Origin of the sequence: Pseudonocardia sp. D17, assembly GCF_036984265.1 — a bacterium.
Taxonomy (GTDB): domain Bacteria; phylum Actinomycetota; class Actinomycetes; order Mycobacteriales; family Pseudonocardiaceae; genus Pseudonocardia; species Pseudonocardia benzenivorans.
Genome location: NZ_BPRG01000047.1, coordinates 1 through 15,384, shown reverse-complemented (window position 1 = coordinate 15,384; position 15,384 = coordinate 1). Strand labels below are relative to the sequence as shown.

General features: G+C 74.3%; 14 protein-coding genes. 10 read left to right on the top strand and 4 right to left on the bottom strand.

Translation table 11 applies throughout. The features are described 5' to 3' along the window. Nucleotides 1–57 precede the first annotated feature (57 nt). Nucleotides 58–945, bottom strand: coding sequence for a glutamate ABC transporter substrate-binding protein (locus tag PSD17_RS09435; protein WP_013676043.1), 888 nt, complete (start codon nucleotides 943–945; stop codon nucleotides 58–60). 58 nt (nucleotides 946–1,003) lie between these two features. Further along, entirely contained in the window at nucleotides 1,004–1,732 is a 729-nt protein-coding gene (locus tag PSD17_RS09430; protein WP_013676042.1) for an amino acid ABC transporter ATP-binding protein, read from the bottom strand. Between the two features lie 182 nt (nucleotides 1,733–1,914). On the opposite strand from PSD17_RS09430, the gene PSD17_RS09425 reads away from it, so the two are divergent. Beyond that, on the top strand, nucleotides 1,915–2,658 hold the full coding sequence (locus PSD17_RS09425; RefSeq protein ID WP_103380082.1) for a response regulator transcription factor: 744 nt from the start codon (nucleotides 1,915–1,917) through the stop codon (nucleotides 2,656–2,658). A gap of 6 nt (nucleotides 2,659–2,664) precedes the next feature. Continuing rightward, nucleotides 2,665–4,044, top strand: a complete 1,380-nt coding sequence (locus tag PSD17_RS09420; protein WP_339122397.1) for a sensor histidine kinase — start codon at nucleotides 2,665–2,667, stop codon at nucleotides 4,042–4,044. Nucleotides 4,045–4,055: 11 nt separating this feature from the next. Here the strand turns inward: PSD17_RS09420 and PSD17_RS09415 are convergent, their stop codons facing one another. Continuing rightward, nucleotides 4,056–4,661, bottom strand: coding sequence for a TIGR03086 family metal-binding protein (locus PSD17_RS09415; RefSeq protein WP_339122396.1), 606 nt, complete (start codon nucleotides 4,659–4,661; stop codon nucleotides 4,056–4,058). Between the two features lie 208 nt (nucleotides 4,662–4,869). Between PSD17_RS09415 and PSD17_RS09410 the strand changes: the two genes are divergently transcribed. Beyond that, nucleotides 4,870–5,262: a YciI family protein gene (locus PSD17_RS09410; RefSeq protein ID WP_013676038.1), complete on the top strand. Its 393-nt coding sequence runs from the start codon at nucleotides 4,870–4,872 to the stop codon at nucleotides 5,260–5,262. Continuing rightward, nucleotides 5,259–6,563, top strand: a complete 1,305-nt coding sequence (locus tag PSD17_RS09405; RefSeq protein ID WP_339122395.1) for an RNA polymerase sigma factor — start codon at nucleotides 5,259–5,261, stop codon at nucleotides 6,561–6,563. Before PSD17_RS09410 ends, PSD17_RS09405 begins: the two co-directional genes overlap by 4 nt. On the opposite strand, the gene PSD17_RS09400 is transcribed toward PSD17_RS09405, so the two are convergent. Next, nucleotides 6,539–7,540 carry a TAXI family TRAP transporter solute-binding subunit gene (locus PSD17_RS09400; RefSeq protein WP_013676036.1) on the bottom strand — a complete coding sequence of 334 codons (1,002 nt, stop codon included), beginning with the start codon at nucleotides 7,538–7,540 and terminating at the stop codon, nucleotides 6,539–6,541. The genes PSD17_RS09405 and PSD17_RS09400 overlap by 25 nt on opposite strands. Nucleotides 7,541–7,633: 93 nt before the next feature. On the opposite strand from PSD17_RS09400, the gene miaB reads away from it, so the two are divergent. From miaB to PSD17_RS09370, 6 genes are all read left to right on the top strand, one after another. Next, nucleotides 7,634–9,106, top strand: a complete 1,473-nt coding sequence (gene miaB, locus PSD17_RS09395) for a tRNA (N6-isopentenyl adenosine(37)-C2)-methylthiotransferase MiaB (protein WP_339122394.1) — start codon at nucleotides 7,634–7,636, stop codon at nucleotides 9,104–9,106. Between the two features lie 111 nt (nucleotides 9,107–9,217). After that, nucleotides 9,218–9,673 carry an Rv2732c family membrane protein gene (locus PSD17_RS09390; RefSeq protein ID WP_339122393.1) on the top strand — a complete coding sequence of 152 codons (456 nt, stop codon included), beginning with the start codon at nucleotides 9,218–9,220 and terminating at the stop codon, nucleotides 9,671–9,673. 76 nt (nucleotides 9,674–9,749) lie between these two features. After that, nucleotides 9,750–11,534 carry an ATP-binding protein gene (locus PSD17_RS09385; RefSeq protein ID WP_339122392.1) on the top strand — a complete coding sequence of 595 codons (1,785 nt, stop codon included), beginning with the start codon at nucleotides 9,750–9,752 and terminating at the stop codon, nucleotides 11,532–11,534. Nucleotides 11,535–11,568: 34 nt separating this feature from the next. Further along, a complete protein-coding gene (locus PSD17_RS09380; RefSeq protein ID WP_013676032.1) occupies nucleotides 11,569–11,970 on the top strand; it encodes a DUF302 domain-containing protein in 402 nt (133 codons plus the stop codon). Between the two features lie 1,320 nt (nucleotides 11,971–13,290). Then, nucleotides 13,291–14,466 carry an exonuclease SbcCD subunit D gene (locus tag PSD17_RS09375; protein ID WP_339122391.1) on the top strand — a complete coding sequence of 392 codons (1,176 nt, stop codon included), beginning with the start codon at nucleotides 13,291–13,293 and terminating at the stop codon, nucleotides 14,464–14,466. Next, the coding region (locus PSD17_RS09370) for an SMC family ATPase (RefSeq protein WP_339122390.1) at nucleotides 14,463–15,384 on the top strand (922 nt) is incomplete at its 3' end. The genes PSD17_RS09375 and PSD17_RS09370, both read left to right, overlap by 4 nt.

Here is a 15,384-nt window from a genome sequence, read left to right as displayed (position 1 = left end):
CTCCTCATGCCGACGGCGGGGCGGGCCGCGCGTGCGACCCGCCCCGCCGGAATCCGGTCAGTAGCGCTGCAGCGGCGGCGGCGATCCGGCGGAGCCGGACTTGCCGAGGGTGGAGTCGTAGATCTTCTGCCACGTGCCGTCGTCGTAGGCCTTCTGCAGGATGTCGTTGATCTTGGCGCGCAGCGCCGCGTCGTCCTTGTTCAGGCCGATGCCGTAGGGCTCGGTCGAGAACGTCTCGCCGACGACCTTCAGCTTGTCGGGCTGCTGCGAGGCGTAGCCCTTGAGGATCGCGTCGTCGGTGGTGACGACGTCGACCTGCTTGGCGAGCAGCTGGTCGACGCACTGGGTGTAGGTCTGGAACTCGACGATGTTGCCGGGCTCGGTCAGGCCCTGGTCACGGACCCGCTGGATCGGCGTCGAGCCGGTCACCGAGCAGACCTTCTTGCCCTTGAGCGTGTCCTTGCCCGTGATCGCCGTCTCGTCGGAGCGGACCAGCAGGCCCTGGCCGGCGATGAAGTACGGACCCGCGAACGAGACGCGCTGCTTGCGGTTGTCGTTGATCGTGTAGGTGCCGACGTAGTAGTCGACCTCACCGCGGGAGATCGTGTCCTCGCGGGCCGCCGACGGCACCGTCTTGTAGTCGATCTTGTCGGCGCCGTAACCGAGCTGGGCCGCGACGAGCCGGGCGATCTCGATGTCGAACCCGGAGAACTGGCCGGTCGTGGCGTCCTTGAAGCCCAGGCCGGGCTGGTCGTCCTTCACGCCGATGACGACGCGGCCGCGCTGCTGGATCGCGTCGAAGGTCGGCGAACCCGTGACCTGGACGCCCGCGGCGACCTGCTGCGAGACGCCCGAGCCCTCGCTGCCGGGGGACCCCTCTTTCCCACACGCGCTCAGTGCCAGTGCGCCGGCCACGAGGCCGACCACCAGGGTACGCAACTTCATCGGATCTCCGTCTCTGCTGTCTGGACGTGGACGGTGGTGTTCTGCCTGGTCGGCCCTGTCAGTGGGTGAGGATCTTGCCGAGGAAGTCCTTGGCGCGGTCCGACTTCGGCGCGGTGAAGAAGGAGTCGGGCGTCGAGTCCTCGACGATCTCGCCGTCGGACATGAAGATCACCCGGTGTGCGGCGCGGCGGGCGAAGCCCATCTCGTGGGTGACGACGAGCATCGTCATCCCCTCCTTCGCCAGCCCGGTCATGACGTCGAGGACCTCGTTGACCATCTCCGGGTCCAGCGCCGACGTGGGCTCGTCGAACAACATCACCTTGGGCCGCATGGCCAGTGCGCGCGCGATCGCGGCACGCTGCTGCTGGCCGCCCGACAGCTGCGCGGGGTACTTGTCGCGCTGGTTGGCGATGCCGACGCGCTCGAGCAGCTCCATGCCGCGCTTCTCGGCCTCCGCCTTCGGCGTCTTGCGCACCTTGATCGGCGCCAGCGCCACGTTCTCCAGGATCGTCTTGTGCGCGAACAGGTTGAAGCTCTGGAAGACCATGCCGACGTCGGCCCGCAGCCGCGCGAGCTCTCTGCCCTCGGCGGGCAGGACCTTCCCGTCGACCTCGATGACGCCGCTGTCGATGGGCTCGAGGCGGTTGATCGTGCGGCACAGGGTGGACTTGCCCGAGCCCGACGGCCCCAAGACGACGACGACCTGACCCGACGCGACCTCCAGGTTGATGGTGCGCAGAACGTGCAGGTCGCCGAAGTGCTTCTCGACGGCCGACATCCGGACCATCGGTGTGCTATCGCTCACTGATGAGGCTTCGGGCATGGCGGGACGCTAGGGCGGATCCGACAGTGGCGTCCATCCCCTTGGGCAACCTTTAGGGTTGCAGGCTCATAACGTTGCCCCGGCACGACGTGGGAATTCGCGCGATGCGTCGCGTCCGGTGCGCCGTCGCCTGAGAGGCTCGCCGGGTGCACATCCTGCTCGTGGAGGACGACGACCGGGTCGCCGCGGCGCTGCGCCCCGCGCTGCACCGGCACGGCATGACGACCACCCGGCTCGCCCAGGGCCGCGGGGCGGTCGACCACCTGTCCGGCGTCGACGTCGTGCTGCTCGACCTCGGCCTGCCCGACGTCGACGGCGTCGACGTGTGCCGGGCGATCCGGCAGGTCTCCGACGTCCCGGTGATCGTGGTGTCGGCGCGCGGCGAGGTCGACGACCGCATCCTCGGCCTGCACTCCGGGGCCGACGACTACATCGTCAAGCCCTACGACATCGGCGAGCTGGTGGCGCGGGTGCACGCGGTGTGCCGGCGCCGCGGCACCCCGTCCGGTGCGGCCGCTCCCGGGGGAGAGGTCGCCGTGGACGGCGTGCGGGTCGACCTCGACCGGCACATCGTCACCGTCGACGGAGCCGAGGTCTCGTTGACCCGCAAGGAGTTCCAGGTCCTCGCGCTGCTGGCGGCCGCGCGGGGGACGGTGTGCACCCGCAGCCGGATCGTCGCCGAGGTGTGGGGCCGCAGCTGGCCGGGGGCCAACCGGACGCTCGACGTCCACGTCGCGACGCTGCGCACGAAGCTCGGCCGGGCCGACCTGGTGCAGACCGTGCGCGGCGTCGGATACCGGCTCGGCGTCCCCACGGAGCCCGCGGCCGGCGCGCCCGGCGCCGACGTCGTGGGCGGCGTGGACGGCGCCGACGGCCCGGCCGCCGGGTAGCGCGAGGTGCGCAGCCGTCTGCTGGTGACGGTGCTCGTCCTGATGGGACTGCTCGCCGTCGGGCTCGGCGTGCCGCTGGCGCTGGCCGACACGCGCTCGGCCCAGCAGGAGCTGTTCACGGACCGGCTGACCGACACGATCTTCTTCGCGTCGATCGCGCAACGCCCGATCACCGAGGCCGACGCGTCCGGCCTGGCCGCCGAGCTGGCTCGCTACCAGGAGGTCTACGGCGTCCAGGTCGCGGTGCTCGACCGGTCGCAGCAGCTGGTCGCCGCGTCGGAGCCGGTACCGCCGGTGCTCGACGCCGACGGCCAGGAACGCGTCCGGCTCGCGCTGGCCAACCGGCGCTCGGAGCCCTACCCGCTGCTGATGCCCTGGGACGACCGGCCCGTGGTGCTCGCCGAGCCCGTGCTCGTCGACGGGGAGGTGCGGGGCGTCGCGGTCACGGTGTCGCCCACCGACGCGCTGCGGGTCCAGGAGGTCCGCGTCTGGTCGATCGTGCTCGGGGCGTTCCTGCTGGCACTGGCCGTCGGGACGGTGGTGGCGCTGCCGGTCGTGCGCTGGATCCTGCGCCCGGTCCGCCGGCTCGACGAGGGCACGCACCGCGTGGCGGGCGCGGTGCTCGCGGGCGGCCCCGCCGAACCGGTGTCCGACGGGTCCGGACCGCCCGAGCTGCGGCGACTCTCGGCCTCGTTCGACGAGATGGCCGAGACCGTCACCCAGGCGCTCGCGGCGCAGCGGGCCTTCGTCGCCGACGCCAGCCACCAGCTGCGCAACCCGCTGACGGCCCTGCGGCTGCGGCTGTCGAACCTCGACGGACACGTCGCCCGGCCGGCTGCCGAGGACCACGTCGCCGCGCTCGAGGAGGCCGAGCGCCTCTCGGCGGTCCTCGACGGGCTGCTCGCGCTGGCCCGCGCCGAGCGGGTGGCCGTGACCGAGACCGTCGACGTCGACACGGCCGTCGACGACCGGATCGACGCCTGGCGGCCGCTCGCCGAGCACACCGGGCTCACCTTGCGCCGCATCGGGTCCCGTGGCCTCGCCGCGCGCGCACCGGCGGGGGGCATCGAGACCGTCCTCGACGCCCTCCTCGACAACGCCGTCAAGTTCACCCCCCACGGCGGCACGATCGACGTCGCCGTGTGCGCCGTCGACGGCGCCGTCGAGATCGGCGTCCGTGACACCGGGCCCGGCATCGCGCCCGAGGACCTCGACCGGGCCACCGACCGGTTCTGGCGTGCGCCCGACCAGAGCAACGTCGACGGCTCCGGGCTCGGGCTGGCCATCGCCGCCCGCACCGCCGAGCTCGCGGGCGGCGCACTGCGGCTGGAGACCCCGCCCGGCGGCGGGCTGCGGGTGATCGCCCGGCTGCCCGCCGCCGAATGAGGTCCGGCCGCTCAGCGCACGGGGCGGGCGGCGTCGCGACCCAGGAACCCCAGGAACCGGGCCTGCAGGTCGGCGTCGGCAGGCACGGGAACCTCGGGTCCGATCGCGCCGGGCCCGCGCTGGATGTGGCCGCGTGACCAGCCGAGAGCCCCGTCGAGCAGCGTCGGGTCGAGCTGGATGCCGACGCCCGCGCCGTGGGCGACGTCCCAGCTGTGGGCGAGCAGGTCGGTCACGAGCAGCGTGACGAAGCCCGCGAGCGGGATCTCCCCGAACGGCGGGACCGTGACGACGCGGCCGAGCGTCGGCTCGTCGAGCGTCGCGTCGGCCCGGGCCCGCGCCCGGCGCCAGCCGGTGACGGCGTCGCCCGCGACGAGGACCCCCGGCGCGGGTGCGCCCGGCGCCCCGGTCCGGTCGTGGTGCGGGCGGCCCTGCGCGAGCGCGGCGAGCAGGTCCTGGCCCCAGACGACGTGCCCCACGACGTCGCGGATCGTCCACTCGGAGCAGGCCGACGGCCCGTCGAGCGCCTCGGCGGGGACGCGGGCGAGGGCGTCGTCGAACCCGTCGAGGGCACGGGCGTACTCGTCGAGCAGGGCGGCGGGCCGGGCGGTGGTGGTCATGGCAGGGCTCCTCGTCGGTGGTCGTCCCGGTGGGTGGTTCTCCGGTGGTTCTTCACGGGGGAGACGAACGGCCGCGGCGCCTCTCGACACCCGTCGCGCAGATTCGCCCGGGCCGCGGTGTCGAGTCGCCGCCGGCGCGTTCGTCTCCCTGTCGGAGGCGTCAGGAGCGGGCTACGGTCCGGCTGGGGAGCGACGAGGGGGAGCAGCCATGCGCTACATGCTGTTGATCTACGGGTGCGAGCGGTACGAGCCGGGTACGCCGGGGTACGAGGACACCCTCGTCCGGATCGGCGAGTACACCCGCGAGCTGCGCGAACAGGGCGTGTTCCTGGCCGCGGACCCGTTGCACCCCATCGAGACCGCGACGACGGTGCGCGTCCGCGACGGCGACGTGCTCGTCACCGACGGTCCGTTCGCCGAGTCGGTCGAGGCGTTGGGCGGCTACTTCGTGCTCGAGTGCCGTGACCTCGACCAGGCCCTCGAGCTCGCCGCCCGCTGCCCGCTGGCCGAGCGCGGGTGCATCGAGGTGCGACCGATCCGCGACCTGATGCCCGACGGCAGCACCGTCCCGGTCGCGCTCGCGGAGCGACCGGGCGCGTGACCGGCGGCGACCCCGCGGAGGTCCTCGCCCGCACCTGGCGCGACGACCGGGCCCGGCTGCTCGCGGCCCTCGCCCGCCGCCTCGGCGACGTCGAGCTCGCCGAGGACGTGCTGTCCGACGCCGCGGCCGTCGCGCTGGTGCGCTGGCCGGTCGACGGCGTACCGGACGAGCCCGCGGCGTGGCTGCTGACGGTCGCCCGCCGCACGGCCCTCGACCGGTTGCGCCGCGCGGGCGTCGGGGCGCGCAAGCACGCCCAGCTGGCCCGGGACCCGACGAGCACCGGGGAGCCGGGCACGGCCGGGCCGGACGTGGCCGACCCGCTGGGACCCGACGCCGAGCTGCTGCGGGTCGGCGACGACCGACTCGGGCTCGTCTTCACCTGCTGCCACCCGGCGCTGGCCGTCCCGGCGCAGGTGGCGTTGACCCTGCAGGCCGTCGGCGGGCTCACGGCCGCCCAGATCGCGCGGGCGTTCCTCGTCCCCGAGGCGACGATGGCGCAGCGGCTGGTCCGGGCGAAGCGCAAGATCCGCGACGCCGGCATCCGGTTCACGGTGCCCACCGACGCGGCCCTGCCCGCCCGGCTCACCGCGGCGCTCGCGGTGGTGCACCTGGTCTTCACGGAGGGCTACGTCGCGACGGCGGGGGAGGACCTGCTGCGCCCGCAGCTGTGCGACGAGGCCATCCGGCTGGGCGGGCTGCTCGCCCGGCTCATGCCCGACGAGCCCGAGGTCCTCGGCCTGCTCGCGCTCATGCTGCTCACCGACGCCCGCCGCGCCGCCCGCACCGACGCCGCCGGCGACCTCGTCCTGCTCGCCGACCAGGACCGCAGCCGTTGGGACGGCGTCCGGATCGCCGAAGGTCTCGCGCTGGTCGAGAACGCACTTCGGCGCCGGCGGCCGGGTCGCTACCAGCTGCAGGCCGCCATCGCCGCGGTGCACGCCGCGGCCCCGGACGCCGAGGCCACCGACTGGTCGGAGATCGCTGCCCTCTACGTCGCGCTGTCGCGGCTCGACCCGTCGCCGGTCGTCGCGCTCAACCACGCGGTCGCGGTGGCGATGGTCGACGGGCCCGCGACCGGGCTCGCCCTGCTGGACCGGATCGACTCTCTCGACGGCCATCGGCTGCTGCACTCGTCGCGGGCGGACCTGTTGCGCCGCACCGGCCGTGTCGCCGAGGCCCGGGAGGCGTACGCGCGGGCGCTCGCACTCGCCACCAACCCGGCCGAGCGGCGCTTCCTCCGGCGACGGCTGGACGAGACGGGGCCGGACGAGACCGGTCAGAGCGCCTTCGTCGAACGGTAGAACCGTTCCGCGCCGGGGTGCAGCGGGATCGGCTGGGTGCCGATGGCGGCGCGGGCGTCGATCGTCAGCGCGGCCGCGTTGGCCGCCGACAGCCGCGGCTGCTCGGCGAACAGGGCGTCGACCAGCGCACCGGCGACGTCGTCGGCCATCGCGGCCGGGACGACGAGCACGTTGCGCACCATCAGTGTGGTCACCGGCTCGGGGATCCCGTACGTCTGCGCGGGCACGGTGCCCGTGGAGTAGACGGGGTAGGCCGCACGGACCCTGGGCAGCACGTCCTGCAGGTCCAGCAGCCGCACCGGCACCGCCGCGGCCAGGGTCGCGACGCCGACGGTCGGCAGCCCGCCGGACCAGAAGAACGCGTCGATCGTGCCGGCCTGCATCGCGGCGACGGAGTCGTTGATGCCCAGCGCCGCCGGCCGGATGTCACGGTCGGGGTCCAGGCCCGCTCCCCGCAGCAGCCGCTGCGCGATCGGCGTGACACCGGAGTTCGCGGCCCCGATCGACACCCGGGCGCCGCGCAGGTCGGCGAGTGCCCGGTAGGAGGAGTCGGCGCGGACCACGACCTGCGTCGCGTCGTCGTAGATCCGCGCCAGCGCGCGCAGCGAGCGCGGGTCGTCCAGCGGGATGCCCGGCAGCGCGTCGGCACCGGTGTCGACCTGGCTGAACGCGACGTCGGCGCCGCCGGACGCGACGAGGGCCAGGTTCTGCACCGAGCCCGCGGTGGTGATCACCTCGGGCCGGGCGGGCAGCCGAAGGTGCTCCTGCCAGACGTCGGCCAGCACACGGCCGAGGGTGTAGTACACGCCCTGCGTCGCGCCGGTCGCGATCGCGAGCCGCACGCCGGCGAAGCTCGACGAGCACGCGCCCAGCAGCGGCAGCGCGGCCGTAGCGAGCCCTCCGGCGGCGGCCGCACGCAGGAACCCCCGCCTGCCGAGGGTGCGCGTCACCGTCGGCCCACCCGCCGCGTGCGCCACGGCCGCATCCTCCCCCGAGCGCCCGTGCGGGGTCGAGCCCCGTGCCCGGCACCGGTGCACCGCGCCTGGTGGCGACGGCCTACCCTCGGGCGCGTGACCCGCAGCTACACCATCCGCACCTACGGGTGCCAGATGAACGTGCACGACTCCGAGCGGATGGCGGGTCTGCTCGAGTCGGCAGGCTACGTCCGCGCCGAGGGGACCGACGACGCCGACGTCGTCGTCCTCAACACGTGCGCGGTGCGCGAGAACGCCGACAACAAGCTCTACGGCAACCTGGGGCACCTGGCGCCGCGCAAGGCCGCCAGGCCGGGCATGCAGATCGCCGTCGGCGGCTGCCTGGCGCAGAAGGACCGCGACACGATCGTCGCGAAGGCCCCGTGGGTCGACGTCGTCTTCGGCACCCACAACGTCGGGGCGCTGCCCACGCTGCTGGAACGGGCGAGGCACAACGAGCGCGCCGAGGTCGAGATCCGCGAGTCGCTGGAGGTCTTCCCGTCGACGCTGCCGGCGCGGCGCGAGTCGGCCTACGCCGGCTGGGTGTCGATCTCGGTGGGCTGCAACAACACATGCACGTTCTGCATCGTGCCGTCGTTGCGCGGCAAGGAGCGCGACCGCCGCCCCGGCGACGTCCTCGCCGAGGTGTCGGCGCTCGCCGCCGACGGCGTGCTCGAGGTGACCCTGCTGGGCCAGAACGTCAACGCGTACGGCGTCGAGTTCGGCGACCGCGAGGCGTTCTCGAAGCTGTTGCGCGCCTGCGGCGACGTCGAGGGGCTGGAGCGCGTCCGGTTCACCTCGCCGCACCCGCGCGAGTTCTCCTCCGACGTCATCGCCGCGATGGCCGAGACGCCCAACGTGTGCCCCCAGCTGCACATGCCGCTGCAGTCGGGGTCGGACCGGGTGCTGCGCGAGATGCGCCGCTCCTACCGGTCCTCGCGGTTCCTCGCGATCCTCGACGAGGTGCGCGGGTCGATCCCCGACGCCGCGATCAGCACCGACATCATCGTCGGCTTCCCCGGTGAGACCGAGGAGGACTTCCGCGCCACGCTCGACGTCGTGGAACGCGCCCGCTTCGCGCAGGCCTTCACCTTCCAGTACTCGCCGCGGCCCGGCACCCCCGCCGCGACGCTGCCCGACCAGCTGCCCAAGGCCGTCGTCCAGGAGCGCTACGAGCGCCTCGTGGAGCTGCAGGAACGGATCTCCTGGGAGCAGAACCGGGCGCTCGAGGGTCGCGTGGTCGAGGTGCTGGTCTCGACGGGGGAGGGCCGCAAGGACTCGGCCACCCGGCGGCTGTCCGGCCGCGCCCGCGACGGCCGGCTGGTGCACTTCGCCCCCGGCGCGGCGCCGGTGCGCCCGGGCGACGTCGTGACCGTGCGCGTCGGGTACGGCGCGCCGCACCACCTCGTCGCCGACGACGGGCTGCTGTCGCACCGGCGCACCCGCGCAGGCGACGCGTTCGAGGCGGGTACCCGTCCCGGTGGCGCCCCGACGGGCCTGGGACTTCCGGGGTTCGGAGCGCCCGCGCCGGCCCCCGCCGTCGCGGCGTGCTCGACGGCCGGGGCGTGAAGGCGGCCGGCCATGAGTGCGGGCAGTGCGTGATGGCGGGCGGTGCGTGATGGCGGGCGGTGCGTGATGGCAGGCGACGAGCCTGGCCGCGACGGACGTGAGGAGCAGGGCATGACCGACGGGCTCAGCGAGCTCGACCGCGAGCTGCGCGACGTCGCGCGACGCGTCGAACGGCGGATCGACCCCGGCGCCACCGCCATGGTCGTGTCGATCGCCGTGCTCGTCCTGATCGGGGCGTTCCTGCTGCCGTGGATCGGCGACGTCGCCGGCTGGAGCATCCTCGTCGGCGGCGAGTGGTTCGGCATCCTCCCGCGGCTGTTCACGATCACCGCGCTGCTGTTCGGCGTCGTCGGCTCGGCCCTCGCGCTGGGGCTGCGCTACTGGGCGCTCGCGTGGGTGTGCGCCGCGGGCTGCGGAATCTCGACGATCAACGGCGTCTGGGCGGTCTGGTCGCGGCAGATCTCCGTCCCGCAGGGCGGGGTCGGCCCCTCGATCGGGCTCGTGCTGGCGCTGCTCGCGATCGTCGTGCTGGCCGCGACGTGGGCGCGGATCGCGCTGCGGCGCTGATCCCTCCTCCCCGCGGGCCCGCGGGACTGTCGGGGCTCGTCGATAGGGTCGTGCGGACCCGTACCTGAGGAGGACCGTGGCCGGCTTGTCAGACCTCTCGGGGTCGCCGGAGGACGCCGTCGCCGCGTCGGTCGGGCGCGTCGTCGGCACCGAGGACTCCACACCCCTGGAGTTCGCCGTCGCGCTCGCCCCGGGCGCCTACCTGCAGCTCGACGACGTCGTCGCCACCGAGCGCGAGGTCCCGGGCGTCGGCGTCGTCGTCACCAGCGGGGTCGTCACCGAGGTCCGCGCCCGGCACGAGGGCGCGACGTTCGGATCCGACGTCTTCCTGATCTCCGACGGCGTGCTGCCCGCGCAGGTGCAGGAGATCGCCGAGATCATGACGACGCGGGTCGAGCCCGAGTGCTACGTACCGCCGCGGCCGGGGGAGCTCGTCCGTCGCGCCACGGGCGCCGAGCGGGCGCAGGCGCTGTACTTCGACCGGATGGACAAGCGCGTCGCCGCCGGACTCGGCCGCGACGGGGAACCGGTCTACCTCAACCTCGAGTTCCTCGACGGCACCCGCGGCGGCCATGTCTCGATCAGCGGCATCTCCGGCGTCGCGACGAAGACGAGCTTCGCGCTGTTCCTGCTCTACTCGCTGTTCACCGGCGGCGCGCTCGGCCGCCGGGCACTCAACTCCAAGGCGCTCGTGTTCAGCGTCAAGGGCGAGGACCTGCTGTTCCTGGACCGGCCCAACGTGCACCTCGACGACGACCTGCGCGCCGACTACGCCCGCCTCGACCTCGTCGCCGCGCCCTTCGGTTCGGTGGGCTTCTTCGCCCCGCCGATGCCCGACGACCCCTCGGGGCGCCCGCACGTCGTCGGCCGCACGCACGGGATCGCGGCGTTCTGGTGGACGCTCGGCGAGTTCTGCTCGCGCGAGCTGCTGCCCTACGCCTTCGCCGACGCCGAGGACGAGCGCAACCAGTACACGATGGTCATCCACCAGGTCGCGTCCCGGCTCAAGCGCGAGGTGTCGGCCGTGGGCGACTCGGGTGCCGTGATGATCGAGGGCCAGGTCCTGCGCACCTACGACGACCTCGTCGAGTTCGTCTCCGACCGGCTCACCGACGAGGACGCCCGGCGCGACTGGGCCGGCCCCGTCACCGGCGTCGGCACGGTCAACGCGTTCCTGCGGCGGCTGCGGTCGAGCCTGAAGCCGTTGCGCGGCATCGTCCGCGGCGACCTGCCCGACACCCCCGGCCGCCGGGTGACGACCGAGCACACCCAGGTCACCGTCGTCGACCTGCACAACCTGCCGGAGCGGGCGCAGCGGTTCGTCGTCGGCGTCACGCTCGCCGCCGAGACCGCGCGCAAGGAGCAGGCCGGGCCCGGCGGGCTGCTGTTCACGATGATCGACGAGCTCAACAAGTACGCGCCGCGCGAGGGGTCCAGCCCGATCAAGGAGGTCCTGCTCGACATCGCCGAACGCGGCCGGTCGCTGGGGATCATCCTGGTCGGCGCCCAGCAGACGGCCAGCGAGGTCGAGCGGCGGATCGTGTCCAACTCGTCGGTCAAGATCGTCGGACGGCTCGACCCGGCCGAGGCCGGACGTCCCGAGTACGGGTTCCTGCCCCCGACGCAGCGCGCTCGCGCCGTGCTGGCCAAGCCCGGGACGATGTTCGTCTCCCAGCCCGAGATCCCGGTGCCGCTGGCCGTCGAGTTCCCGTTCCCGGCGTGGGCGACGCGGGAGTCGGAGGCGGTCGAGCCGGCTGCCGCCCCGGCCGGGACGGCGCCGGGCGCCGCGGGGACCAACGGCGGGCGCCGCCGCGACCCCTTCGCCGGGCTCCCGGGCGCCGACGACCCGCCGCCCTTCTGAGCCGCGCAGCCAGTCCGAGTCCCTGGAGCCCGATGTGACCCAGATCGACGGCCTCACGGCCGTGCCGTCCCCGTACCCCGTCGCGGAGACGGTCGACCGGCTGGCCGCCGCCGTCGAGGCCGCCGGCCTGACCGTCCTCGCCCGGATCGACCACGCCGCCGCGGCCGCGAGTGCAGGCCTCCCGCTGCGGCCGACCGTGCTGCTCCTGTTCGGGCGTCCGCAGGGTGGGACGCCGCTCATGCAGGAGCACCAGACCGCGGGCATCGACCTGCCCCTCAAGGCACTCGCCTGGGAGGACGAAGCCGGCACGGTGTGGCTGGGTTGGAACGAGCCGTCCTGGATCGCGGCCCGGCACGGGCTCACGGAGTCGGGTGGTGCCGTGGAGGCGCTGACGGGCGCCCTGCGCCGCCTGACGGCTGCCGCGACCGCCGGATGATCGACGCCGGCGGGACGGCGTCGTGCGTGGAGGCCCGGGACCGGGGATGGTGGGCATCGGGTAGCGCCGAAGTCGCTGGTCCATGACTGTGCATGTGGTGGTGCGTCGGGAGGACTCCTGGCCGACCGACACGGTGATCATCGTTGCCGGGACACAGGCGCTGGGGTCCGAGGGCGGTGATCCAGTGCGGCTGGTGTGGCCGCGTGGGTGTGCGAAGCTCGGGGCGGCGGAGCGCGCGGTCGCGTGGCCCTGGGCCCCTCGGCCCAGGCCCCTGGTCGGCTCGCGGGGTGATCATCGGTACCGGGACACAGGCGCGGTGGATGGCGCTGAGGTCCCGGGGATGGTGATCATCGCGGCGGTCGGGACACGCCGGGGTTCGTGGCAGTCCGGCTCGGTGCACCGAGGCTGAGTGCCCTGTTGATCGCCGTGACGGGGACATGGGCGCGCGGGGGCGGCGCTGAGGTCCCGGGGATGGTGATCTTCGCGGTGGTCGGGGACAGCTGTGGTCGGTGACTGTCCGGGGCGGGCGGGTTTGACGGCTGGGCCGCCCCGTTGATCGCCGTGGCGGGGACATAGCGCGCGGGGCGGCGCTGAGGTCCCGGGTATGGCGATCTTCGCCGTGGCCGGGGGCAGGCTGCGGTCTGTGGCCGTCCAGCTAGGGAGTTCCACGGTCCCGGACCTCGTTGATCGCCGTCGCCGGGACATGGGCGCAATGGGCGGCGCTCAGGTCCCGCGGATCGTGATCATGATTGGGGATCCTCGTAGATCGAGGACACGGGAGGACGCCTGTGTGCGCGTGTGGCGTCCGCGGCGGAGCGCACTTGATCGTCGATCCAGGGACGTTGAGGTCGAATAGAGCACCGCACGTCCCGCGATCAGTGATCACCAGGTCAGCGGCTCGACGAAGCGGCGGCCGTTGTCGGCGTCCGTCCCTTCGTCCTGGGCAGCGGCAACCTGAGCGGCGGCCCCACCCGGGCGGCGGATCATCCGCGCCGCGGCGGCCCTCACCCCGGCGGTCTCACACCGGCGGCCTCACCCGACGACCCCACCCCGGCGGTGACCCGAGCCGTGGGCAGGCGCCAGGGCAGCGGGCGGCACGAGCACGGGATCGGTCGCTCCGCAGCAGCCAGCCGGAGCCGCGCGCCGCCGTCCGCGCGCCGCCGTCCACCTGGCGCCGTCCACCTGGCGCCGTCCACCTGGCGCCGTCCACCCGCGCCGCGTCCCCCGCCGCGTCCATCTTCACCGCCCGGCGGCGGGCCGCGGGACGCGCCGGGCGCCCGGCGGCGGTCCTGTCGGGGGTGGCGAATACCGTTCGCGGCGATGCGCATCCTGCACACGGCCGACTGGCACGTCGGCAAGACGTTGAAGGGCCACAGCCGGCTCGACGAGCAGCGCGAGGTACTGCGCGAGATCGTCGCGATCGCCCGAGAGCAGGAGGTCGACCTGGTCGTCGTGGCCGGCGACCTGTACGACACCGCCGCGCCCAACGCCGCCGCGCAGCAGCTCGTCGTGCAGGCTCTCACCGCGCTGGCGGGTACGGGGGCGGAGGTCGTCGTCATCGGCGGCAACCACGACCACGGCGCGGCGCTCGACGCGTACCGGCCCTTCGCCGCGGCGGCCGGGATCACCCTGGTCGGGACGGTCCGGACGGCCGAGCAGGGCGGCGTCGTCGACATGGTCACCCGCGGCGGGGAGCGGGCGAGCATCGCGGTGCTGCCGTTCCTGTCGCAGCGCTACGCGGTGCGGGCGGCCGAGCTCGTCGCGCAGCTCCCGGCCCAGCACAACGCGGCCTACGACGAGCAGCTGCGCGGGATCGTGCGCTCGCTCACCGACGGTTTCCGCACCGACTCGGTGAACCTGGTGGCGGCGCACCTCACCGTCCTCAACGGCACGTTCGGGGGAGGGGAGCGGCTCGCCCAGTCGATCTTCGAGTACTCGGTGCCCGCGTCGATCTTCCCGGCCGACACCCACTACGTGGCGCTGGGCCACCTGCACCGCAGGCAGATGCTCGCCGCGCCCGCGCCGGTGCACTACTCGGGCTCGCCGCTCGCGGTCGACTTCGGCGAGCAGGCCAACACGAGCGTCGTCTGCCTGGTCGAGGCCACGGCGACGACGCCCGCCCGGGCCACCGACATCCCCGTCACCGCCGGCCGCGGATTGCGCACGCTGCACGGCACGGTCGACGAGCTGGCCGCGTTGCGCGACACCGTCGGCGACGACTACCTGCGCGTCTTCGTGCGCGAACCCGCGCGGGCGGGGTTGCGCGAGGACGTCACGGCCGTGCTGCCGAACGCGCTGGAGGTGCGGATCGACCCCGAGTTCGCGGCGCCGGTCCGCGGGTCGCGGCCGTCGGAGGGCCGGGGGGCCGAGCGCAGCCCGGCGGAGCTGTTCGGCGAGTACTGCCGCGACCGGGCGGTCGCCGACCCGCGGCTCGACGCGTTGTTCGCCCGGCTGCACGACGCGGTCACCAGTTCCGACACCGGGGGTGCGCGATGAGGCCGGTCCGGCTGGAGATGCAGGGGTTCGCGGCGTTCCGGGAGCCGGCGGTCGTCGACTTCACCGGTGCCGACTACTTCGCGCTCGTCGGGCCGACGGGTGCGGGGAAGTCGACGGTCGTCGACGCGATGTGCTTCGCGCTCTACGGGTCGGTGCCGCGCTGGGACGACCGGCGCGCCGTGCGGCTGGCGCTCGCGCCGAGCGTCGGTCGCGGCGTCGTGCGGCTCGTGTTCGACGTCGGCGGCGAACGCTACGTCGCGGCCCGTGAGCTGCGGCGCTCGGCGCAGGACAAGGTGTCGGTGCGCAGCGCCCGGCTGGAACGGCTCGTCGACGCCGGGGACGCCGAGGGCGACACCCAGGTGCTCGCGGCCGACTCGGGCGTCACGCCCGAGGTGGAGCGGCTGCTGGGGCTGCCCTTCGACCAGTTCTGCCAGTGCGTCGTCCTGCCGCAGGGTGCGTTCGCGGAGTTCCTGCACGCCAAGCCGGCCGACCGGCAGCGGATGCTCGTGCGGCTGCTGGGCCTCGACGTCTACGACGCGATCGCGAAGGAGGCCAACCGCGAGGCCGCGGCGTCCGGCGAGCGGGCCGACGTCCTGGCCGGCCAGCTGTCCTCCTACGACGACGCGACCGACGACGCCGTGGCCGCCGCGACCGCGCGGGTCGAGGCGCTGGACGCACTCGTCGGCCGGGTCGGGGACGCCACCGAGGAGCTCGCCGCGGCCGCGCGCGCGGTCGCCTCGGCCGAGGCGGCGGTGACGGCCACCGAGCGGGAGCGCGCGGTGCTCGCCGGGATCACGGTCCCGGCCGGTGCGGCCGATGTCGACGCCCGCCGTCGGAGCGCGGCCGACGCGGCTGCGGCGGCCGCACGGGTGGTCGCCGACGCCGTCGCCGCCGACACCGCGGCGCGCGCCGCCCGCG